At 71.5% G+C, this 20,298-nt stretch carries 21 protein-coding genes; 6 read left to right on the top strand and 15 right to left on the bottom strand.

Translation table 11 applies throughout. The features are described from left to right. Nucleotides 1–25 precede the first annotated feature (25 nt). Nucleotides 26–1,444, top strand: a complete 1,419-nt coding sequence (pyk, locus tag AB0M29_RS12455) for a pyruvate kinase (protein WP_365382182.1) — start codon at nucleotides 26–28, stop codon at nucleotides 1,442–1,444. Between the two features lie 84 nt (nucleotides 1,445–1,528). Here pyk and AB0M29_RS12460 read toward each other — a convergent pair whose 3' ends face one another. The 3 genes from AB0M29_RS12460 to AB0M29_RS12470 all read right to left on the bottom strand — a co-directional run bounded on the left by AB0M29_RS12460 (nucleotide 1,529) and on the right by AB0M29_RS12470 (nucleotide 4,139). Beyond that, the gene (locus AB0M29_RS12460) at nucleotides 1,529–2,836 is read right to left on the bottom strand and encodes a hydrogenase expression protein HypF (RefSeq protein WP_365382183.1); all 1,308 of its coding nucleotides are present in this window, start codon (nucleotides 2,834–2,836) and stop codon (nucleotides 1,529–1,531) included. Further along, nucleotides 2,826–3,416 carry a DUF6114 domain-containing protein gene (locus AB0M29_RS12465; RefSeq protein WP_365382184.1) on the bottom strand — a complete coding sequence of 197 codons (591 nt, stop codon included), beginning with the start codon at nucleotides 3,414–3,416 and terminating at the stop codon, nucleotides 2,826–2,828. The genes AB0M29_RS12460 and AB0M29_RS12465 overlap by 11 nt, the downstream gene beginning before the upstream one ends. A 99-nt stretch (nucleotides 3,417–3,515) precedes the next feature. Then, complete coding sequence (locus tag AB0M29_RS12470; RefSeq protein ID WP_365382185.1) at nucleotides 3,516–4,139, bottom strand: DUF6230 family protein; 624 nt, start codon at nucleotides 4,137–4,139, stop codon at nucleotides 3,516–3,518. A gap of 95 nt (nucleotides 4,140–4,234) precedes the next feature. On the opposite strand from AB0M29_RS12470, the gene AB0M29_RS12475 reads away from it, so the two are divergent. Continuing rightward, the gene (locus AB0M29_RS12475) at nucleotides 4,235–4,363 is read left to right on the top strand and encodes a hypothetical protein (protein WP_365382186.1); all 129 of its coding nucleotides are present in this window, start codon (nucleotides 4,235–4,237) and stop codon (nucleotides 4,361–4,363) included. A gap of 392 nt (nucleotides 4,364–4,755) precedes the next feature. On the opposite strand, the gene AB0M29_RS12480 is transcribed toward AB0M29_RS12475, so the two are convergent. Beyond that, complete coding sequence (locus AB0M29_RS12480) at nucleotides 4,756–5,730, bottom strand: tetratricopeptide repeat protein (RefSeq protein ID WP_365382187.1); 975 nt, start codon at nucleotides 5,728–5,730, stop codon at nucleotides 4,756–4,758. Between the two features lie 286 nt (nucleotides 5,731–6,016). On the opposite strand from AB0M29_RS12480, the gene AB0M29_RS12485 reads away from it, so the two are divergent. Then, nucleotides 6,017–6,643, top strand: a complete 627-nt coding sequence (locus AB0M29_RS12485; RefSeq protein WP_365382188.1) for a TetR/AcrR family transcriptional regulator — start codon at nucleotides 6,017–6,019, stop codon at nucleotides 6,641–6,643. Between the two features lie 26 nt (nucleotides 6,644–6,669). On the opposite strand, the gene AB0M29_RS12490 is transcribed toward AB0M29_RS12485, so the two are convergent. From AB0M29_RS12490 to murJ, 8 genes are all read right to left on the bottom strand, one after another. Next, nucleotides 6,670–6,846 (bottom strand): DUF397 domain-containing protein, encoded by a 177-nt coding sequence (locus tag AB0M29_RS12490; protein WP_365382189.1) that lies wholly within the window; start codon nucleotides 6,844–6,846, stop codon nucleotides 6,670–6,672. Between the two features lie 66 nt (nucleotides 6,847–6,912). Further along, the gene (locus AB0M29_RS12495; RefSeq protein ID WP_365382190.1) at nucleotides 6,913–8,613 is read right to left on the bottom strand and encodes a methylmalonyl-CoA mutase family protein; all 1,701 of its coding nucleotides are present in this window, start codon (nucleotides 8,611–8,613) and stop codon (nucleotides 6,913–6,915) included. A 78-nt stretch (nucleotides 8,614–8,691) separates the two neighbouring features. Next, nucleotides 8,692–9,033, bottom strand: coding sequence for a DUF3817 domain-containing protein (locus AB0M29_RS12500; protein ID WP_365382191.1), 342 nt, complete (start codon nucleotides 9,031–9,033; stop codon nucleotides 8,692–8,694). Between the two features lie 94 nt (nucleotides 9,034–9,127). Continuing rightward, the gene (locus AB0M29_RS12505; RefSeq protein ID WP_365382192.1) at nucleotides 9,128–9,637 is read right to left on the bottom strand and encodes a MarR family transcriptional regulator; all 510 of its coding nucleotides are present in this window, start codon (nucleotides 9,635–9,637) and stop codon (nucleotides 9,128–9,130) included. A gap of 46 nt (nucleotides 9,638–9,683) precedes the next feature. Then, nucleotides 9,684–10,943 carry an Ig-like domain-containing protein gene (locus tag AB0M29_RS12510; protein WP_365382193.1) on the bottom strand — a complete coding sequence of 420 codons (1,260 nt, stop codon included), beginning with the start codon at nucleotides 10,941–10,943 and terminating at the stop codon, nucleotides 9,684–9,686. Nucleotides 10,944–10,960: 17 nt separating this feature from the next. Next, nucleotides 10,961–11,920 (bottom strand): hypothetical protein, encoded by a 960-nt coding sequence (locus AB0M29_RS12515; protein WP_365382194.1) that lies wholly within the window; start codon nucleotides 11,918–11,920, stop codon nucleotides 10,961–10,963. Next, complete coding sequence (locus tag AB0M29_RS12520) at nucleotides 11,913–12,464, bottom strand: SigE family RNA polymerase sigma factor (protein WP_365382195.1); 552 nt, start codon at nucleotides 12,462–12,464, stop codon at nucleotides 11,913–11,915. The genes AB0M29_RS12515 and AB0M29_RS12520 overlap by 8 nt, the downstream gene beginning before the upstream one ends. Nucleotides 12,465–12,597: 133 nt before the next feature. After that, nucleotides 12,598–14,238: a murein biosynthesis integral membrane protein MurJ gene (murJ, locus tag AB0M29_RS12525; RefSeq protein WP_365382368.1), complete on the bottom strand. Its 1,641-nt coding sequence runs from the start codon at nucleotides 14,236–14,238 to the stop codon at nucleotides 12,598–12,600. A 233-nt stretch (nucleotides 14,239–14,471) separates the two neighbouring features. Between murJ and AB0M29_RS12530 the strand changes: the two genes are divergently transcribed. Next, on the top strand, nucleotides 14,472–15,653 hold the full coding sequence (locus tag AB0M29_RS12530) for a peptidoglycan bridge formation glycyltransferase FemA/FemB family protein (RefSeq protein WP_365382369.1): 1,182 nt from the start codon (nucleotides 14,472–14,474) through the stop codon (nucleotides 15,651–15,653). A 598-nt stretch (nucleotides 15,654–16,251) separates the two neighbouring features. Here the strand turns inward: AB0M29_RS12530 and AB0M29_RS12535 are convergent. Further along, the gene (locus AB0M29_RS12535; protein ID WP_365382196.1) at nucleotides 16,252–17,556 is read right to left on the bottom strand and encodes an MFS transporter; all 1,305 of its coding nucleotides are present in this window, start codon (nucleotides 17,554–17,556) and stop codon (nucleotides 16,252–16,254) included. 70 nt (nucleotides 17,557–17,626) lie between these two features. Here AB0M29_RS12535 and AB0M29_RS12540 point away from each other — a divergent pair, with 70 nt between their 5' ends. After that, nucleotides 17,627–18,613 (top strand): DUF5937 family protein, encoded by a 987-nt coding sequence (locus tag AB0M29_RS12540; protein WP_365382197.1) that lies wholly within the window; start codon nucleotides 17,627–17,629, stop codon nucleotides 18,611–18,613. Between the two features lie 22 nt (nucleotides 18,614–18,635). Here AB0M29_RS12540 and AB0M29_RS12545 read toward each other — a convergent pair whose 3' ends face one another. Beyond that, nucleotides 18,636–18,941 (bottom strand): MTH1187 family thiamine-binding protein, encoded by a 306-nt coding sequence (locus AB0M29_RS12545; protein WP_365382198.1) that lies wholly within the window; start codon nucleotides 18,939–18,941, stop codon nucleotides 18,636–18,638. Continuing rightward, the gene (locus tag AB0M29_RS12550; RefSeq protein ID WP_365382199.1) at nucleotides 18,938–19,282 is read right to left on the bottom strand and encodes a DUF3817 domain-containing protein; all 345 of its coding nucleotides are present in this window, start codon (nucleotides 19,280–19,282) and stop codon (nucleotides 18,938–18,940) included. The genes AB0M29_RS12545 and AB0M29_RS12550 overlap by 4 nt, the downstream gene beginning before the upstream one ends. Nucleotides 19,283–19,486: 204 nt before the next feature. Here AB0M29_RS12550 and AB0M29_RS12555 point away from each other — a divergent pair, with 204 nt between their 5' ends. Next, entirely contained in the window at nucleotides 19,487–20,293 is an 807-nt protein-coding gene (locus AB0M29_RS12555; RefSeq protein ID WP_365382200.1) for a DUF2127 domain-containing protein, read from the top strand. The last annotated feature ends 5 nt before the right edge of the window (nucleotides 20,294–20,298 follow it).

Raw genomic sequence — 20,298 nt, forward strand, 5'->3', positions numbered from 1 at the left:
GGAACAAACCGATAGGATAGCGCCCATGCGCCGAGCCAAGATCGTCTGTACCCTGGGTCCCGCCGTCGACTCCTATGACCAGCTCAAGTCACTGGTCGAGGCGGGCATGAACGTGGCACGCCTGAACTTCAGCCACGGCAGCCACGCCGACCACGAGGAGCGCTACCAGCGCGTCCGCAAGATCGCCGCCGAGACCGGACGGGCGATCGGCGTGCTGGCCGACCTCCAGGGCCCCAAGATCCGCCTCGCCAAGTTCGCCGACGGGCCGGTCGAGCTGGTGGCGGGCGACGAGTTCACCATCACCACCGAGGACGTGCCGGGCGACAAGTCGATCTGCGGCACCACGTACAAGGGCCTGCCCGGTGACGTCTCCAAGGGCGACCCGATCCTGATCAACGACGGCAACGTGGCGCTGCGCGTCATCGAGGTCGAGGGCCCGCGGGTCCGCTCGCTGGTCGTCGAGGGCGGGGTCATCTCCGACCACAAGGGCATCAACCTGCCGGGCGCCGCGGTGAACGTGCCCGCGCTGTCCGAGAAGGACATCGAGGACCTCAGGTTCGCCCTGCACCTGGGTGTCGACATGGTGGCGCTGTCCTTCGTGCGCGACGCCAAGGACGTCCGCGACGTGCACCGCGTCATGGACGAGGAGGGCGTGCGCGTCCCGGTCATCGCCAAGGTGGAGAAGCCGCAGGCGGTCGACAACATGGAGAGCGTCGTCATGGCGTTCGACGCGGTGATGGTGGCCCGCGGCGACCTCGCCGTGGAGTACCCGCTGGAGAAGGTGCCGGTCGTGCAGAAGCGGCTGGTCGAGATGTGCCGCCGTAACGCGAAGCCGGTGATCGTGGCGACCCAGATGATGGAGTCGATGATCACCAACTCCCGGCCGACCCGCGCCGAGGCGTCCGACGTGGCCAACGCGATCCTGGACGGCGCGGACGCGGTCATGCTGTCCGCCGAGTCCTCGGTCGGCAAGTACCCGATCGAGACGGTCAAGACGATGTCGAAGATCGTCGAGGCCGCCGAGGAGGAGCTGCTCTGCCGCGGCCTGCAGCCGCTGGCCCCCGGCAAGAAGCCGCGTACCCAGGGCGGCGCCGTGGCCCGCGCCGCGGCCGAGCTGGGCGACTTCCTCGACGGCAAGGCGCTGGTGGCGTTCACCAAGTCCGGTGACACCGCCCGCCGGCTGGCCCGCTACCGCGTCCCGGCGCCGGTGCTGGCCTTCACCACCGACCCCTCGACCCGCAACCAGCTCGCGCTGACCTGGGGCGTGGAATCCTTCGTGGTGGAGCACGTGGACAACACCGACGCCATGGTCGAGCTGGTGGACCGCGAGATGCTCAAGCTCACCGAGTACGGCAAGGGCGACACGGTGATCATCACCGCCGGTTCGCCCCCCGGCATCCCCGGCACCACCAACATGGTCCGGGTCCACCACCTGGGCAACTGACGCCAGGACCTGAAACGCCGCGCGGCCCGTCCCCCTTCTTCAAGGGGCGCGGGCCGCGCGGCGTTGGTACGTGTTCCGTGCCGGTCAGGGCTGGTTGGGCAGCACCTGCATCCCGGGCACGTGCAGGTCCCCGCCGAACTGTCCGGCCTGGATCACCGTGACGTTGGTGAAGAACAGCTCGGGCAGCGTCAGCGGCGGCGGCGCCTTCGGCGTGAAGGTGATCGGGATCAGGCCGAGCAGATTGCCGCTGAGCGACTCGGTGTACATGGTCACCGTGCCGTTGCGGATGGTCGAGGTCGATCCCGAGCGGGCCTTGACGAAGGTGTGGCCGCCCTGCGGGCCCTCCACGCTCTGGAAGAGGTCCTTGATGTCGACGCCGCTGGCGGTGAACTTCAGGACGTCCTTCACGGTGCCGTTCCAGGTGCGGACCTGGACGATGCCGTCGTACGCCAGGCCGTGCAGCGTGAGCATCGAACTCTTCAGCGTCCAGGGCGCGTCGGGCAGCAGCGGGATACCGGACTCGGTCTTCGCGGCGGCGAGCGCCTTCGCGTCGTAGCTCGGGCACGGATACGCCTGCGGGCCGCTGGAGCCGCTGGGGGCCGTGGTGGTCGCCTTGGGTGCCACGGTGCTTCCCGTGGCGTCCTGGGCGCCCTTGACGGCCTTCTTGGCGGCTCCTGTGACGCCGTCCACGGTGTCCTTGACCGTCTTGCCCGCCGTGCTCAGCGGATCGGCGGCCGGGGCCTTGGCGGTCGTGCCGGCGGACGGCGAGGCACTGGGCTTCGGCGTCGCGGTGCTCGGAGCCGGGTCCGGCGCCTTGGTGGTGGGCGTCGAGGTGTTGCCGCCCAGCAGACCCTTGAGCACGTCGCCGAGACCCAGCGGGTCCAGCGGGTTGACGCTCTTCTTCGGGCTCGCGGTGGGGCTGGGCGTGGCGCTGGGAGCCGTGGTGGGCGCGGACTTGGGGTCCGGCTGCGGCGCCGTGGTGGTGCTGGGGTCCGGCTTCGGCGTGTCCGTGCTCCCCGAAGGGCTCGGGCTGGCGGTCGGTTTGGGCGACGCCGTCTTCCCGGTCGACGTGCCGGACGTGTCCGCCGGCTTGTCCGCGGACTTGCCCGTGGTCGCCTTGTCCGTCGAGGACGGCGTCGGGGTGTCCGACTGGCTCACACAGGGACCGGCTTTGAACGGGTTCTTGGGCATCTCGTCGGCCTGCGCGAGGTGCGGGGTGAAGCCCATACCCATCAGCACGGCCGTGGGCATGGCGGCCAGAGCCACCGCCTTCCCGGCAGGCACGTGCAGTTTGGTCAGCAGCGACTTCCGCGGGGCCGCGTGGCGCGGTCCGGAGGTCGCCCTGTTACGGGACCCGTCGCTCTCGGCCGGCTGAGCCTCGTCACCCAGCACGGTGCCTCCCGTTCTCCTCGGTGGTCTCTTCGTCGGGCTGTCCGCCCGCGTGGACCGGCTCGGGCAGGCCGTACGGCTCCATCGGGTCGTACGACTGCGCGGGCACGGTGGGCAGGGCCTCGCCACCGTCGGAGTGCGGGGCGCCGTCGGGCAGCTCCGCCTTCTCCTCCGGGGTGTCCGTCGCCGGGACGCCGGGCGCCCAGGCCACGGCGAGCGCGCCGCCGAGCAGTGCCAGCAGGAAGCCGATCAGGAAGCCGCCGAAGTTGGAGACCACGAGCGAGACCAGCGCGAGCAGGATCGTCGCAACACCGGCGAAGATCCGTACCGCGTTCTGGAACCACATGGTCAGGCCGAGCACGAACAGCAGGACGCCGATGATCAGCGAGCCGGAGCCCGCGGTCGTCGCCATCCGGACGGTCAGTTGGCCGAGCGTGAGATTCGCGTACGGGAAGTACGCGATCGGCAGCCCCGCCAGGAGGGTCAGCAGACCCGCCCAGAAAGGCCGTCCCCATCGCCAGTGGCGGAACGACAGACGCCAGTGACGGATCGGGGCACGCAGTCCTGTTGACTCGGCGCTCATAGAAAACAGCTCCCTGGGACTGGCTTTTTGCTGAGAGAAAATCCGTGGCCCCGGGTGAGCCGCGTCCCGCGCGGCTCACCCGGACCACTCAGGCGGTGCTTAGTAGCACTCCACCCCAGAGCCGGAGCCCTTGTGCACACCGAGGCTCAGGCCCGCGAGCTTGAAGGTGCCCGCGCTGGTGGCCCAGGCGGTCTGCTTCACGCCCGTCAGGTCGGCCGACTTGGCCTCCTGCGCGAACGAACCCGGGTCGGTCTTGTCCAGGTCCTTGACTCCAGGACCCTTGGTGCTGTCTCCGGCCGCGACACCGATGTTGATCTCGTTGAACGTCGCGTCGGCGTCCAGCTGATCGAGGTCGATGTACAGGTTGTGCGCGGTGACCTTCTTGCCGCCGTTGCCGGCGGTCAGCTTCAGCGTGACGTCACCGATCGGCGTCGGGACGACCACGGACTGGCACAGGCCGGTGATCGTGGCGTCGGTGAACGCCGAGACCGCGACCGGGATCGGCTTGCCGCCGTGCTGAATGTCGATCGCGCCGTACTGCACGAAACCCTCACCGTGCAGGGTCTCCGCGCTGACCTTGAACTCCTGGCCGGACACGCTGAAGGACGCGGCGAGCGCACCCTGGGCGAGCGCGACACCTATCGCGGCCGTAGCCGCGACACTCGGCACCATGACGACGGCGAACCGCCTCCATCTGGTACCGCCACGAACGAGCGACTCCATGACTTTCCTCCTTCTCGGACGTACATCTCCGGCCGGGGTGTTCGGGTCCGGGCCTGGGATGGGAGAAGTGCTACGTCCTCGGGAAGGAGAGCGCCGTGATCGGGGAAACCGTCCTCCCCTGGGGGGAATTGCGGACGGCGGCGTCCGAGTCTTCGGCGATCACCCCCGAGCGACAACCACTGGCCACGCTCTCGCGCAACCTGCTGGACAGGCTCCACCGGTAGGCGAAGACCCCCCTGTCCCGAGGCGGCGGCATGGTGCCGCGCACCCCCACTCGGCGGGGACCCGTACACCGTGGCGCCGACTGGCGGTCGGGCTGTGGCAACGGACCGAGCTTGGCCGATCGTGGTCCATTCCGGGGCCGGGCACAAGGGGCATCATTACTAGCGAGTAACGGATGGGTGTCGCAGGCATGATCGCCACGCGGAGTAATCTCACACTGGGTAGTTGAGAGGCCGGGATGAAAATCCGGCAAAGGTGAACATCGCCTACCGAACTGGTGACGAATCCTCACCGGACGTGACAGCGGCCGCCCATTATCACGGTTTGATAAAGTGCGGCCGCCATGTCGCTAAATCTCTGAGTGGCGAGGCTCGGAGGTGACTCCGGAGTCAGGTCAGAACAGCACCCTGGCCAGCGCGGTACGCGCGGCCGCCACCCGCGGATCGTCGGGACCGATCACCTCGAACAGCTCCAGGAGCCGCAGCCGTACGGTGTCGCGGTCGTCACCGGCGGTACGCCGCACGGCGTCGACCAACCGGCCGAAGGCGTCCTCGACATGACCGCCCACGAGGTCCAGATCGGCGGCGGCGAGCTGCGCCTGCACGTCGTCCGGCGCGTTCGCGGCGGCCTGCCGCACGCTCGCCTGGTCGGCCTCGGCCACCCGGCGCAGCAGTTCGGCCTGGGCCAGGCCCAGCTTGGCCTCGGCGTTGGCGGGTTCGTCGGCCAGGACGTTGCGGTACGCCTGGATGGCGCCGCCCAGGTCACCGGCGTCCAGCGCGTCGTGCGCGGCGGACAGGGCCAGCTCCTGCGGGGTCGCGGGCCGCGGCGGGGCGACGGGGGCCTGGACGGCGGCCGCGTCGGCGTCGACCTCGGGGCCGACGATGCCGAAGCGCTGCTCGGCGACCGCGATGAGCTGGTCGAGCACCTCGGTGACCTGGTCCTCGGGCGCCATCCCCTGGAAGAGCGGCATGGCCTGGCCCGCCACCACGGCGAAGACCGCGGGCACGCCCTGGACGCCGAACTGCTGGAAGAGCATCTGGTTGGCGTAGACCTCGGCGGTGGCGAGGACGAAGCGCCCCCGGTACTCGGCCGCCAGCCGCTCCAGCACCGCGTTGAGCTGCTTGCTCTGCTCGGCCTGGTCGGCCCAGAAGGTGATGACGACGGGGACCTCGGCGGAGCGCTGGATGACATCGCTCTCGAAGGTCTCCTCGGTCACCTCGATGACGAGCGGGGAGGCGGCGGGGGCGTCGGCGTTTTCCGGGTCCTGTCGCCGGGCCCTGGCCTGCTCGGCCTTCGCCTTGGCCTCTCCGGCCGCCTTCAGGGCGGCGAGGTCGACCACGCCGCTCATGGACATGTTCCGTGGCTGCATGAGGCCAATCCTCCCCCCTCGTCGGCCAAAGCGTGCACAGACCCGGGATCCCCGCCGGATCGCGGGGCCCGTCGGCCGGTCACGCACCCTGTGCGCGCACCGCGGTGCGCTGAAGTCCTGGTGGTACGGATCCCCATCCGTACATGTGGTTGTCGCGTTCGGCCCGGAGGTTCACGGGCTTTCGCTACGGGTCGTAGCGTAACTTGGCGGACTGCCCGGCCGCCCCACCACACGCTGTGATACCGATCACTCGTCACGTAACCTACCGGCCGGTATGGTCCGCCTTATGCACCTCCCCGCCTCTCACAAACGCACCGGACGCCCGAGAAGTGCCGACGCCGACCGCGCCATCCTCGACGCGACCCGCACCGCACTGGTGGAACTGGGCTGGGGCGGCCTGACGATGGTCGACGTGGCGGCCCGCGCGGGAGTCGCCAAGACCACCCTCTACCGGCGCTGGGCGGGGAAGAACGAACTGGTCGTCGACGCCATAGCGGCGCTCTTCGAGGAGCAGCTCGAACTGCCCGACCTCGGCAGCCTGCAGGCCGACATCCAGGGCGTGGTGCTGCGCTTCGCCGAGCTGCTGGAGCGCCCGGCGATCAGGACCGGTCTGATGGCGGTGGTCGCCGAGGCCACCCACGACGACGCGCTGCGGCTGCGGATCAGGGAGGCGATCGTCGACCGGCAGAAGCACCTGGTGCTGCTGGGCCGGGCGCGCGCCCAGGAGCGCGGTGAGATCCCGCCCGACCCCGTGGACACCGCCGACGCCGCGCACGACACCGACCTGATCTTCGATGTGATCGCGGGCTCGGTGGTGCACCGGGTGATGGTCAGCGCGGCGCCGGTGGACCGGGAGTGGGCGGACCGGTTCGCGCTGCTCCTCGTGGTGGGCCTGGGCGGCGCGCGGCCGTAGGGAGCCCTGGGGATTCCCGGGGAGTCCTACGGGTTGTCCGCGCCCGCCTCCACCCCGGCGACGAAGTGGTCGAACTCCCCCGCCTTGACGCCCTTCACGAACGCCTCCCACTTGGCGGGGGTGGTCACGGCCACGATCTCCGGCTGCTCCGTCTCACGGATGTAGATCAAACCGTCGTCGCCGACGGTCGCTTCGAGGGACACGAACGTCCTCCCCTGGAGGGCCGGTTGGGTGGGTAGAGGCTACCGAGCCCGGCAGGGGGTGGAAGATCAGAACCTGGCGGGCTCGGTGTACGTCCCCCACTCGGCGCGCAGCGCGTCGCAGATCTCGCCGAGGGTGGCCTCGGCCCGTACCGCGTCCAGCATCGGCGCGATCATGTTGGTGCCCGCCCGGGCGGCGGCGAGCATGGCGTCCAGCCCGGCGCGCACCGCGGCGTCGTCCCGGCCCGCCTTGCGGTGCCCGAGGTCGCGCACCTGCTCGCGCTCGACCTCGTGGCTGACCCGCAGGATCTCCAGGTCGCCGGTGACCGAGCCGTGGTGGCAGTTGACGCCGACGACCCGCTTGTCGCCCTTCTCCAGGGAGCGCTGGTACTGGAAGGCGGACTCGGCGATCTCGCCGGTGAAGTAGCCGTCCTCGATACCGCGCAGGATGCCGGAGGTCATCGGGCCGATCGGGTGCTCGCCGCTGGGCACGGCCTTGGCGCCCAGCGCCTTGATCCGGTCGAAGATCCGCTCGGCGTCCGCCTCGATCCGGTCGGTGAGCGCCTCCACGTACCAGGAGCCGCCCAGAGGGTCGGCCACGTTGGCGACGCCGGTCTCCTCCATCAGCACCTGCTGGGTGCGCAGCGCGATCTCCGCGGCCTGCTCGCTGGGCAGCGCCAGGGTCTCGTCCAGGGCGTTGGTGTGCAGCGAGTTGGTGCCGCCGAGCACCGCGGACAGCGCCTCCACGGCGGTGCGCACCACGTTGTTGTACGGCTGCTGCGCGGTCAGCGACACCCCGGCGGTCTGGGTGTGGAAGCGCAGCCACTGGGCCTTGTCGGACGTGGCGCCGTAGACGTCGCGCATCCAGCGGGCCCAGATCCGGCGGGCGGCGCGGAACTTGGCGATCTCCTCGAAGAAGTCCAGGTGCGCGTCGAAGAAGAAGGACAGGCCGGGTGCGAAGGCGTTGACGTCCAGGCCGCGGGACAGGCCCAGCTCCACGTAGCCGAAGCCGTCGGCGAGGGTGTACGCCAGCTCCTGCGCGGCCGTCGCCCCGGCCTCGCGGATGTGGTAGCCGGAGACCGAGAGCGGCTTGTACGCCGGGATGTTCGCGGCGCAGTGCTCCATCAGGTCGCCGATCAGGCGCAGGTGCGGGGCGGGCTCGAAGAGCCACTCCTTCTGCGCGATGTACTCCTTGAAGATGTCGGTCTGCAGCGTGCCGTTGAGCACGCCCGGGTCGACGCCCTGGCGCTCGGCGGCGACCAGGTACATGCAGAAGACCGGGACGGCGGGGCCGGAGATCGTCATGGAGGTGGTGACGTCGCCGAGCGGGATGTCCTTGAACAGGACCTCCATGTCGGCGGCCGAGTCGATGGCGACTCCGCAGTGGCCGACCTCGCCCAGCGAGCGGCCGTCGTCGGAGTCGCGGCCCATCAGGGTCGGCATGTCGAACGCGACCGAGAGACCGCCGCCGCCGGCGGCCAGGATCATCTTGTAGCGCTCGTTGGTCTGCTCCGCGTTGCCGAACCCGGCGAACTGCCGGATCGTCCAGGTGCGGCCCCGGTACCCGGTCGGGTGCAGCCCGCGGGTGAAGGGGTACTCACCGGGCCAGCCGATCCGCTCGAAGCCGGGCACGTCCGCGCCGGCCGGGGGCCCGTACACGGGGTCGACCTGATCGCCCGAGAGCGTGCTGAAGTCGGCCTCCCGCTTGCGGGCGGAGTCGTAGCGTGCCTGCCAGCGCTGGCGGCCTGTCTCGATGCCTTGGGAGTCCATACCTACGAATTTACTAGGACGTCCAAGTAAATGTCGATGCGACGCGGCTCACCGCGGGGGTGAGCGGCGCCACCAGGCTCAGGCCTTGACGGCCTCGGGGCTCTCCGGGGTGATCACCTTGGGCGCCAGCTCGCGGGTGACGCGGCGCTCGACGAAGAACGCGGCGGTCGGCACGGTCCCGGCCAGCAGCACCCAGGCCATCTTGCCCAGCGGCCACTTCGCCTTGGAGCTGAGGTCGAAGGCGAAGACCAGGTAGACCACGTAGAGCCAGCCGTGCGCGAAGCCGACGGCCGTGGTGAAGGAGCCCGCGCCGTTGACGTCGAGCACGTATTTGGCGATCACGCCGAGGGTGAGCGCGATCAGCAGCACACCCGTCACATAGGCCATCACCCGGTAGCGGGTCAGCACGCTGGATTTCATGCGAAGAGCCTAACCGGTGCGATTCGGGCCCAGAATTCCGCCCCGGGGACCGCCTCGGGGACCGCCCGGCGCCGCCGCGGGCCGGGCCCGGGGGTCAGCTCTCCTCGAAGTCGCCCGCCGCTATGCGCAGCGGCCTGAGCAGCGCGAAGATCTCCGCGCACTCCTCGTCGTCGTACACGCCCAGGCCGAAGTCCATGGCGACCAGGTCGCGGGTGGCGGCCTCGACGATCTCGCGGCCCTTGTCGGTGATCGAGGCGAGGGTGCCGCGGCCGTCGTTGGGGTTGGGGCGCTTGTCCACCAGCCCGGCCGACACCAGCCGGTCGACGGTGTTGGTGACCGAGGTGGGGTGCACCATCAGCCGCTCGCCGATCTTGGACATCGGCAGCTCACCGGCCTTGGAGAAGGTGAGCAGCACCAGCGCCTCGTACCGCGCGAAGGTCAGGCCGTACGGTCTGACCACCGCGTCCACCTGGCTGAGCAGGATCTGCTGGGCACGCATGATCGAGGTGATGGCGCCCATCGACGGGACGCCGCCCCAGTGCCGGGTCCAGAGTTCGTCGGCTCGGGCGATCGGGTCGAAGGGCAGGCTCAGGGGCTTTGGCACGCGCCTGAGCCTACCCGTCGGTCACATACTGGGCCCATGCGTCTCGTCAGGCGAGAGCGCTCAGCGCGTGCCACTGGTCCGCGGTGAGGTTCCAGTCGCCGTAGCCGTTGCCCTTGTCGACGGTTGCCCGGGTGGAGCCCGAGGTGATCACCAGGTCGCCGCGGACCGCCCGGTCGAAGAACCACTTGGCGTCGTCGGTGTTCATGCCGATGCAGCCGTGGCTGGCGTTCTCCACGCCCATCTTCGCCGCGTTCCACGGGGCGGCGTGGGTGAACGTGCCGGAAAGGGTGATGTTCACCGCCCAGTGGACGTCCTTGTCGTAGAAGTCCGAGGAGTCCTTGGAGGTGGCGATGCCCACCGACGACGAGGTCATCCGGATCGTCGACTGCTTGCTGATCACGACCATCTGGCCGTTCCAGGTCGGGAAGGACGGCTTGCCCCCGGAGATCTTGAAGGTCTTCACGGTGGCGCCGTTCTCGGTGACGCGCATGGTGTGCGCCTTGAGGTCGACGTAGCTGATCCGGGAGGGGCCGACGCTGAAGGTGTCGTTGACGTCCCGGCGCAGGTAGCGGCCGTCACCGGTGTCGATACCGGAGAGCTTCGCGGTCAGGGTGATCTTGGTGTTCGGCTTCCAGTACTCGTCCGGGCGCCAGTCGACCCGGTCGTAGCCGGTCTCGGTGCGCACCCAGCCCCAGCTGCCCTTCACCGCGGGGGTGGTGGTGATGCTGAGCGCCTTCTCGACGGCCGCCTTGTTGGTGACCGGCTTGTCGAACTGCAGCGAGACCGGGAGGCCGACGCCGACGACCGCGTTGTTCAGCGGGGTCGGGGTGACGCCGTTGACCTTGGCCGCGGTCAGGGTCAGCGTCGTGAAGGTGCTGGTGGCCTGGGTCGGCTTGCCCGAGGAGTCGGTGCCGGTGGCCTTCACCGTGTAGCCGGTGCCGGGCGTCATCGTGCGGTTCGAGGTCCAGGTGTGCTTGGCCGCGTCCAGCGCGCCGGTCACCTCGACCGGGGTCACCCCGTCCGCCGACTTGCCCGCCGCGGTGACGGTCACGGACCCCAGGGTGCCGTCGGCCAGGGTCACCTTCACCGGGGAGGCCGGGTCGACGCCCGACTTGCTGTTGCCGGGCGTGACGCTGATCTGCGAGGCGGAGGAGGCGGAACCGGGCTTGCCCGCGCCGCCCTTGCCGTTGTCGGAGCCGGAGGACTTGGAGTCGTGGCCGCCGCACGCGGTGGCACCCATCGCGACGGCCAGCAGCACGGCGGGCACGGCGAGCGCCCGCGGTCGGGAGATACGTATGCGGTACACGGCAGTCGAATTCCTTGTCAGCATCGGGACGGGTTCGGGGACGGGGTCATGGTGACCGAGGAGCCGGGGGCGAAGGAGTCGGCCGTCCCCCCGGAGCCGGACGACCCGGGCGGGGTCGGAGTCGTGGGGGGGACGGAGACCGGGTCCGCGGTCGCGGTCCGGCCGAGGGGGCCGGCACCGGCCGCGAGCCGGTTCAGCGACCCGGTGATGCACTGTTCCGGACCGGCGGTCCCGTACACAAGGTCGCTTTTATCGCCCGGAAGGTTCCCGGGACCGAAGAGGAAGAGTACGCCGAGGTAGGTGCCCTGGCGGTCCAGCCAGACCTGCGCGGTGGCTCCCGCGCGCTGGCCGCGGAAGCTTCCGGGGCTCGCCGGGTCCTTGGCGTCGGTGCCCGAGGTCAGCACCAGCTCGCACTTCGCCTTCAGGTTCTCGGCCATCTTCATCATGGCCGAATAGGCGCTGACGGAGCTGTCGAACGCGTACAGGTCGTAGACCGCGCTCACGCCGGTGTTGGTGACATAGGCGCGGGTGGCGGTGGCGGTCGTCCCGCCGGGAGGGGCCACCGGGCACAGGTCGCGGATCTTCGGCGCGCTGTCGGCCGGGATCACCTGCCAGGGCCACTTCGGATACAGCGGGAGGGCGCTGGCGGGCAGCAGTTCGGCGTCCAGCTTCGCGGCGAGGGTCTTCGCGGTTCCCGAGGGGCTGACGCCGCCGCTCGCCGGGGTGGCGGGCGGGTCCGCGCCGAGCCGCGGCAGCAACTGCCAGGAGCCGACGGCGAGCGCCAGCGCCACGGCGGCCGACAGCACCGCGGTTCTGCTGCGGGCGCTGCGCCGCTCGCCGAGTCTGCGCGCGGCGGCGGGTCCGGCCAGGACCACCAGCGACTCGGTGTCGCGGGCGAGTCCCCGCAAGCGCTCGTCGATCGGATCGCGGTCCTGCGGCGCGTCCGGATCGGCGGGGCGGCCGAACGGGTCAGCCATGAAGGGGCACCTCCTCGGTGCTTGTTGCGCGGTCGGGGGGTTCGTCGCTTTCGCCGGGGTCGTCCTTCAACAAGGCTCCCAGCGCACGCCTTCCCCGGCTCAGCCGGGTCCGAACTGCTGCGCTGGACACTCCTGTCTCACGGGCGATCTCCTCCACCGGCAGGTCGAGGAGATGGTGCATCACCACAGCGGTCCGCTGGTCGTCGCCGAGCGCGCGCAGCGCGGCGACCAGCGCGACCCGGTCCGGCGCGAGCGCCGGGGCGTCCGGCGGCGGACCGTGCCGGAAGTGCGCGCGCATCCTGTTGCGCGCCTTCCGCCAGGTGCTGACCGCCAGCCGCAGCGCGACCGTACGCACCCAAGGAGCGGGGTCGCCCTCCTCGGTGAGCCGGTCCCACCGCTGCCACGCCCGGGCATACGCCTCCTGCACCGCGTCCTCCGCCTCACCGAGATCCCCGGTGACCGCGTAGACCACGGCCACCATCCGCCTGGCCGTGGCAGCGTAGAACTGGTCGAAGTCCGCAGCCGGCGCTGGCTGTGCGGTCATGTGGTTCGTCCCTCCCTGAACAGGTACACGCGCCGGGGCGGCGGGATGTGACAGGTGAATGCGTAAAACCGCGAAGAATCTTGGTCGGCCCCTCCTGGGTCGGCCTCTCCCGAGTCGGCCCCTCCCGATCCGCTCATCGGCCCGGCAGCAGCCCGGCCAGGCCCAGCGGCCTGGCCAGCGCCACCGCCGGGAGCACCAGGGCCGCGATGCCCAGCAGCAGACCGGTCAGATCGCCCGCCAGGCCGGTGCCGAGGTGGCTCGTGCTCAGCCGCGCCGCCACCAAGGCGAGGGCGGCGCCCGGCAGGAGGGCGGCCGCCAGCCGCAGGTGGTGGCCGAGGACCCGGGGCCGCCAACGCAGCCTGCGCCGCAGCAGCCGGGCGGTGGTCAGCAGGCCCACGCTGCACGCGAGCGCGTACCCGGCCGCCATGCCGGTCACCGCCCAGCGGGCCGGGAGGGTGAGGTAACTCACCACGGCCGCGCTCGCGTTGACCGCGGCGATCAGCACGTTGAGGAAGAACGGCGTCCGGGTGTCGCCGAGCGCGTAGAAGCCGCGGGCCAGCAGATACTGGCCCGCGAAGGCGGGCAGTCCCAGCGCGAAGGCGACCAGCATCCAGGCGATGGCGCCCGCGTCCGCGTTCGTGGTGGCGCCGTGCTGGAAGACGACGCCGGTGATCTGCGGGGCGAGGACCAGGAAGGCCAGCACGGCGGGCACGATCGCGGTGCCGGAGACCTTCAGGCCGTGGGAGAGGTCGGCACCGATCGCGGCGCGGTTGCCGTCGGCCGCCGCCCGGCTCATCCGCGGCAGCAGCGCGGTGGCCAGCGAGACGGTGACGATGCCCTGCGGGACCACCCACAGGCTGTACGCGTTGCTGTACGCGGCATAGCCCGCGCCGGTGGTGTGGCCGCCGCGCAGGGCGTGCAGGCCCGCGGAGGTCGACAGCCGGGTGACGACCCAGTACGCGACCTGGTTGACCAGCACCAGCAGCAGCGTCCACACCGCGGCCCGCATCGGCTGGGTCAGCCCGGCGCCGCGCCAGTCGAAGCGCGGGTGCCAGCGGAAGCCCGCGCCGCGCAGCGCGGGCACCAGGCCCAGGGCCTGGACGGCGATCCCCGCGGTGCTGCCCAGGCCGAGCAGCAGCGCGTCACCGTGCCCGATCCCGCCGCGGCCCGCGGCGCCGTGCGCGACCGCCAGGTAGAGCCCGAACACCGCGATGACCACGAGGTTGTTGAGCACCGGGGTCCACATCATGGCGCCGAACCTGTCGCGGGCGCCCAGCACTTGGCCGAGCAGCGTGAACAGCCCGTAGAAGAGGATCTGCGGCAGGCAGTAGCGGGCCAGCGCCACGGTCAGCTCGCGCTGGGCGCCGGTGAAGCCGGGCGCGTAGGCGCTCACCAGCAGGGGTGCGGCCAGTACGGCGACCGCGGTGATGGCCAGCAGCGCGACCGCGCACAGCGTGAGCAGCCGGTCGGTGTACGCCTGGCCGCCGTCGGGGTGTTCACGGGCGGCGCGGACCAGTTCCGGTACGAAGACGGACTGGAGGGCGCCGCCGATCATCAGCGCGTAGATGATGTTGGGCACGGTGTTGGCGACGCCGAACGCGTCGCCGTAGGTGGCGGTGCCGAGCGCCGCGGTGATCATCGCCAGCCGCAGGAAGCCGGTGGCCCGCGACACCAGCGAACCGGCCATCATCAGGCCGCCGCTGCGCCGCAGCGAGGTGGAGCGCTGCCGGGCGTGCGCCCGGCGTCCCTTGCGGACCGCGTGGCCACCGCCCACTGCTGAACTCACCCGTTCTTCCCCCTGGTCGTGCTCCTGCCGCGCGCTGGCGCGCCGTGGCGCCGTGAAGTGCGCAGACGCGCAGTCTGCCGCGCCGCCCTCGCGGGACGGAAGTGAAAAAGCCTGCTGGGGGGTGTCGGAAAAGTCTCTGTCACACGACGGCCCTCTCAGGCGTGTCACAGGTGAGCGGGCACTCAGGCCCGCCCCGCAGCGCGGAGGACGACGCCTTGACGATGACCACTCACCAGCGTTCGGAGCACACCACGCGAACCGGGCCGAGCGCCCTGCGGCTGCGCGTCCTCCCCGCCGAGGTGCACGCGGCGCTGCTGCGCGCGCCGGGCCCGTACACCGCGAGTTTCCTGCAGACCCCGGCCTGGGCGCGGGTGAAGGCCGGCTGGCAGGCGCAGAGCCTGGGCTGGGTGGACGCGCGGGAGCGGCTGGTGGGCTCCGCGCTGGTGCTCTTCCGGCAACTGCCGGGCGTACGCCGCTCGTTCGCCTATCTGCCGGAGGGCCCGCTGGTGGACTGGGCCGACCCGCAGCTCGACCGCTGGCTGGAGCCGCTCCTCGACCACCTGCGCGGTACGGGGGCGTTCGCGGTACGGATGGGGCCGCCGCTGGCCTACCGGCGGTGGACCGCGCGGACCCTGAAGGACGCGGCGGGGCCGGGCCGCCGGGTCGCCGACGTGCTGCCCGATCTGGTGGAGCCGCTGGGCGCCGCGGTCTCCGACCGGCTGCGCGACGCGGGCTGGCGGCGTTGCGGCGAGGACGGCCAGGGCGGGGACGCGCAGCCGCGGCTGGTCTTCGAGGTGCCGCTGGCCGGGCGGAGCCTGGACGACCTGTGGACCGGCCTCAACCAGGAGTGGCGGCGCAACATCAAGAAGGCCGCCAAGTCCCGGGTGTACACCCGGATCGAGGGCCCGGAGGCGCTGCCCGCCTTCCACAATCTGCTGCGGATCACCGAGCGGCGCGACGGCTTCGACCTCGGCCGCTCGCTGGAGTACTACCAGCGGCAGTACGCGGAGCTGAACGCCGAGGCGCCGGGCCGGATGCGGCTGTACACCGCCCGCCACGAGGGCGAGATGCTGGCCGCGCACACCCTGCTCACGGCGCCCGACGGCAACCGCGTCTGGTACCAGACCGGTGCCAGCGCCGACCACCGCCGCGAGGTGCGGCCGAGCAACGCCCTGCAGTGGCGGATGCTGTGCGACGCCCAATCCATGGGCGCCGCCGTCTACGACATGCGCGGCGTGACCGACGACCTCGACCCCGCCGCCCGCGCCCACGGCCTGCTCCGCTGGAAGCTCGGCACCGGCGGCGACGCCGTGGAAACCCTCGGCGAATGGGAACTCCCCCTCCACGGCGCCGTCAACAAAACCCTCCACCGCGCCATGCACGCCTACCTCACCCACCGCTAACCGCCTCCGGCGCGGAGGCGCCCTGCCCGGCACCAGCAGCCGCCCGTGAGCCGCCCACACGACAAGCCCGCGGCAGCGAAGCCCGGCGCGGGACCGGCGCGGGACCGTAGCCACCGGCACCAAGCCGCCCCGCGCGGCGCGAAAGCCCCTGCCCGGCGCCCGCCGACAGCAGGCGGCGCTGAGCCGAGCCCGCGGCGGCGGAGCCCGGCGCGGAGCCGCCGCACCCGGCGCGGAACCGGCACCGGGTCCCTAGCCAGCGCCGCCAAGCCCCCGCACGCAGTGCGAAAACCCCCTGCCCGGCGGCAGCAGGCCCCCGTGAGCCGCCGCGCCCAGCGCGGGACCGTCACCCAAGCGCGCGACCGACGCCAAGCCGCCGCAAAAGCGCCCTGCCCGGCGCCCGCAGGCGCCGCCCGCACGACAAGCCCGCGGCAGCGAAGCCCGGCGCGGAGCCGCCGCACCCGGCGCAGGACCGGAACCGGGCCCCTAGCCAGCGCCGCCAAGCCGCCGCACGCAGTGCGGATACCCCTGCCCGGGGCCGAGCCGCGTTTACGACAAGCCCCAGCGGCAGCGGCGGTGCTTCGCGCGTAGCGTGAGGGCGTCAGGCGGCGGTGATGACGCGGGGGCGGGTGCGGTGGACTGAGCGGAGGACGCCGAGGACCATGAAGGTGCCCAGGGTGCCGGCGCCGCAGAGGACCACGTAGGGGGGGACCCATTCGGCGATGGCGCCCCCGGCGGCCGCGCCGAGGCCCTGGAGGGTCATGATGCCCGCGCCGAGGAGGGACATGGCGCGGCCGCGCATGTCCTCGGGCACCTCGTCGACGAACCACTTGTCCATGCCGAGGGTGTAGGCGGCGCACAGGCCGGTGAACAGGAGCAGGGCGATGGCCACCGGCAGCGCCGGATGCACCACGAACGCGGCCATCGGCAGCAGCGACACCGCGGCCAGCGGCAGCGCGATCTTGTCCCGGGTGAGCGGGCTGAACAGGGTGCCCGCCAGGACCTCGCCCGCCACGGTGCCCGCGGGCATCGCCGCCAGGAAGAGCCCGAAGCCGACGGGCCCGGCCCCCGCGGCGGCGGCGAAGGGCGCGCCGACCCCCTCGGCGGCGACGAAGAACATCGGCGGCACCCACCACATCAGCAGCAGCGCGCGGGTGCGCGGATTGCCCAGCAGCTGGCCCGCCGACACGATCGACTGCCGCATCATGGCGCCGCCGCCGGAGACCCGGGCCGGGCGGCTGACGGTGCCCAGGCGCAGCAGCGCCGCCGACGTGAGGAAGGTGCCCACCGTCAGGCACAGCGCGGTGCGCGGCGACAGCCACACCAGCACCAGGCCGCCGATGCCGCTGCCGACGATCTGCGCGCCCTGGGACACGATCCGCACCAGCGAGCGGCCGAGCACGTACAGGTCGCCCTGGAGGATGTCGACCAGGCTGGCGGCGCGGGTGCCGGTGAACAGCGGTGTGGCCAGGGCCACGCACACCCGCATCATGAACAGCACCGCGATCGGGGTCCCGGGGATCACCATCACCGCCACGAACGCGGCGCACAGCAGGTCGCAGACGCACAGGATGCGGCGCGCGGGGTAGCGGTCGGCGATCCCGGAGAGCAGGACGCCGCTGAGGGCGTAGGGCAGCATCCCGAAGGCGAAGACGAGAGCGGTCAGCAGCGCCGACCCGGTCTGCCGGAACACGAGAACGGCGAGCGCGACGTCGGCGAAGACGCTGCCGAGCACGGACAGCACGTGCGCGACGAAGATGGGGCGGTACTCCCGGACCGAGAAGACGGCACCGTAACCGGTGGTGGTGTCCTCTTCGCTCCCGGAGGTGGTGGGAGCGTGCTGCGCGGATCCGGCCGGCGACTCGGCGTTTTCGCCAAGTGGAGGGGGCTCGCTGTCCGTTGTCATGACATCACCCTGGTGGCATGAGCACCGCACATCGTAGTGTTTCGGGCACAGCCGAATCTTGGGGGCAGTGATGTCGTTTCGCATGCGGTTCGGTGCAGAGGAGCTGCTACGGTGCCGCTTCGCCATCTCGCCGCTGCGGGAGACACAGGGTGCCATCCGCACGCTGTCCCGGCCGGACCGCCATGGCTACCATCTGCCGTGGTTGCGCCAGGTCAGAGGCGCCGCGGCCCGGCTCGACCTGGCGCCCATGTGGCTGCTGTCGCCGGACAACGGCTACAGCCCGGATTTCCTGCACCCAGTGCCGCACACTCCGCTGGCCACGCTGGAGGAGGAACTGGACCTCATCCGCGCCACACCGCCCGAGGAGGCCAGGGCGCAGCTCGCCCAGGCACTGGCGCAGACTCCCGGCGCGCAACGCAATCGCCGCGGCCGCGCGATGCTCGCGGATCCGGCCGGAACCGTACGGGAACTGGCCGGTTTGTACGAACATGTGTGGCGCGATCTGCTGGCCCCGCACTGGCCGCGGCTGCGGGCGGTGCTGGAGGCCGATGTCGCCTTCCACGCACGGCGGCTGGCCGACGGCGGGATGCAGCGGCTGTTCACCGGCCTGCACCCCAAACTGACGTGGTCCGAGGGCGCGCTCACCGCGACGGGTTCCTCGGGGGTGTACCCCGAGCCCGCGGGCCAGGGTCTGGTGCTGGTCCCCAGCGTCTTCTTCTGGCCCGAGGCGGGCAGCGCCTTCGACCCGCCGGGGCGGCCGATCGTGGTCTATCCGGCCCGCGGCATCGGCGGCCTGTGGGGCGAGTCGGGGCCCACCGCGTCGGACGCGATGGTGCGGCTGCTCGGCGCCAACCGGGCGGCGATACTCACCGGCCTCGACGCCCCCGCCACCACCACCGCGCTGGCCCACCGGCACGCGCTGGCCCTGTCGTCGGTCTCCGCGCATCTGGCCGTGCTGCGCGACGCCGGGCTGCTGGCCTCCCGGCGCTACGGCCACCAGGTGATCTACGAGCGCACCCCGCTGGGGGTGGCGCTCACCGCGGGCGGGCTGCTCTAGGGCTGTCCCGCGGACCTCTGCCCTACGCGTCCTTCGGCGGGGCGAGATACCGCTCGACGGTGTCGACCTTCGAGGTCAGCCCGTCCGTGACGCCGGGGCGGATGTCGGCCTTGAGTACCAGGGAGACCCGCGGGGAGCGCTCCTCGACGGCGGCGACGGCCCGCCGCACGACGTCCATCACCTCGTCCCACTCGCCCTCGATCGAGGTGAACATCGCGTCGGTACGGTTCGGCAGCCCGGACTCGCGGACCACGCGGACCGCGTCGGCCACGTACTCCCCCACGTCCTCGCCGACGCCGAGCGGGGTGACCGAGAAGGCGACGATCACGCGCCCACCGCCTGCTCGGCGGCGGCGCGGGCCGCCACGACGCTCTCCTCGGACTCCCGGCGCAGCATCCGCTCGGCGAAGAAGCCGCCGGTGGGCAGGACGGACAGCACGAAGAACAGGGCACCGCGGCCCAGCGGCCAGCGGGCACCGCGCCAGGCGAGGGCCCAGAAGAGCACGTAGAGGAGGAAGAGCACGCCGTGGATCATGCCCATGACGGGGACGGCGTTGAAGTCGGTGGTGCGCTTCAGGACCGAGCAGACCAGCAGGAGAAGGAAGGAGACCGCCTCGGGGGCGGAGATCAGGCGGAGCCTGCGCAGGGCGTTCGCGGTCTTCAGGTCCACGGGAACTTCGGCCTCACTGTCGACGGACGGCGATCACGGGTGGTGATCGCTGGCGGTGATCATCTTGTGAACGTGATCACAAGGTGCCTTCCCATTATCACCGGACCGTATCGATGGCCCGCCCCGGGGGTCGGCAACCGCCCGTTGAGCGGTAGCGTCCCCTTCCACGTACCGCACGCCGACCACCACGGGGAACGAACACCGATGAGCTTCGACTGGGACCGCCGGCACTGCGCCCGCAAGGGCCACATCACGTACGCGCCGGACGAACCCGGCCTGCACCGCAAGCTGCACACCAGCACCGCGGTCGGCACGGCGTGGCGCTGTCTGCGCTGCGGGGACTTCGTCCTGGGTGAGCCGCACGGCTCGGGGCCCGCCGACCAGGCGCCGGTGGTGCCGCGCGGCCGGGCGCTGCGCGACCTGTTCATCCTGCGTTTCCTGGCCGTGGAGCGGCTGCTGCGCGGGATCCTGATCGCGGTGGCCGCGTGGGCGGTCTACAAGTTCAGCAACTCGCAGAACGCGGTGCACGACCTGTTCGAGAAGGACCTCACGGCGCTCAAGCCGGTCGCCACGCACTTCCACTACGACCTGGACCACTCCCCGGTCGTCGACTCCATCCGCAAGACCTTCGACTACAAGCACTCCACGCTGCAGATCGTGGCGGCGCTGCTGCTGGCGTACGCGCTGATCGAGATCATCGAGGGCTTCGGCCTGTGGTGGGGCAAACGTTGGGCGGAGTATCTGACGGTGGTGGCGACGGCCGCGTTCCTGCCGCTCGAGGTGTACGAACTGACGGAGAAGGTGAGCTGGTTCAAGATCGCCACCCTCACCCTCAACGTCCTCGCGGTGCTGTGGATCATGCTGGCCAAGCGGCTGTTCGGGCTGCGCGGCGGCGCGGCGGCCTTCGAGGCGGAGCGGCGCGGCACCTCGCTGCTGGAGGTCGAGGAGGCGGCGGGCGAGACCCACCCGCCGCTGCCGGTACGTTCGCGGTCCGCGGCGGACAACGGCTGACGGCC

Origin of the sequence: Streptomyces sp. NPDC051976, from assembly GCF_040680795.1 — a bacterium.
In the GTDB taxonomy this organism is placed as follows: Bacteria; Actinomycetota; Actinomycetes; order Streptomycetales; family Streptomycetaceae; genus Actinacidiphila.

Coding starts and splice junctions, on each gene's coding strand:
- pyk (WP_365382182.1), top strand. CDS start 26: ATGCGCCGAGCCAAGATCGTCTGTACCCTGGGTCCCGCCGTCGACTCC.
- AB0M29_RS12465 (WP_365382184.1), bottom strand. CDS start 3,416: ATGAGCGCCGAGTCAACAGGACTGCGTGCCCCGATCCGTCACTGGCGT.
- AB0M29_RS12470 (WP_365382185.1), bottom strand. CDS start 4,139: ATGGAGTCGCTCGTTCGTGGCGGTACCAGATGGAGGCGGTTCGCCGTC.
- AB0M29_RS12480 (WP_365382187.1), bottom strand. CDS start 5,730: ATGCAGCCACGGAACATGTCCATGAGCGGCGTGGTCGACCTCGCCGCC.
- AB0M29_RS12485 (WP_365382188.1), top strand. CDS start 6,017: ATGCACCTCCCCGCCTCTCACAAACGCACCGGACGCCCGAGAAGTGCC.
- AB0M29_RS12495 (WP_365382190.1), bottom strand. CDS start 8,613: ATGGACTCCCAAGGCATCGAGACAGGCCGCCAGCGCTGGCAGGCACGC.
- AB0M29_RS12500 (WP_365382191.1), bottom strand. CDS start 9,033: ATGAAATCCAGCGTGCTGACCCGCTACCGGGTGATGGCCTATGTGACG.
- AB0M29_RS12515 (WP_365382194.1), bottom strand. CDS start 11,920: ATGGCTGACCCGTTCGGCCGCCCCGCCGATCCGGACGCGCCGCAGGAC.
- AB0M29_RS12520 (WP_365382195.1), bottom strand. CDS start 12,464: ATGACCGCACAGCCAGCGCCGGCTGCGGACTTCGACCAGTTCTACGCT.
- AB0M29_RS12530 (WP_365382369.1), top strand. CDS start 14,472: ATGACCACTCACCAGCGTTCGGAGCACACCACGCGAACCGGGCCGAGC.
- AB0M29_RS12535 (WP_365382196.1), bottom strand. CDS start 17,556: ATGACAACGGACAGCGAGCCCCCTCCACTTGGCGAAAACGCCGAGTCG.
- AB0M29_RS12540 (WP_365382197.1), top strand. CDS start 17,627: ATGTCGTTTCGCATGCGGTTCGGTGCAGAGGAGCTGCTACGGTGCCGC.
- AB0M29_RS12555 (WP_365382200.1), top strand. CDS start 19,487: ATGAGCTTCGACTGGGACCGCCGGCACTGCGCCCGCAAGGGCCACATC.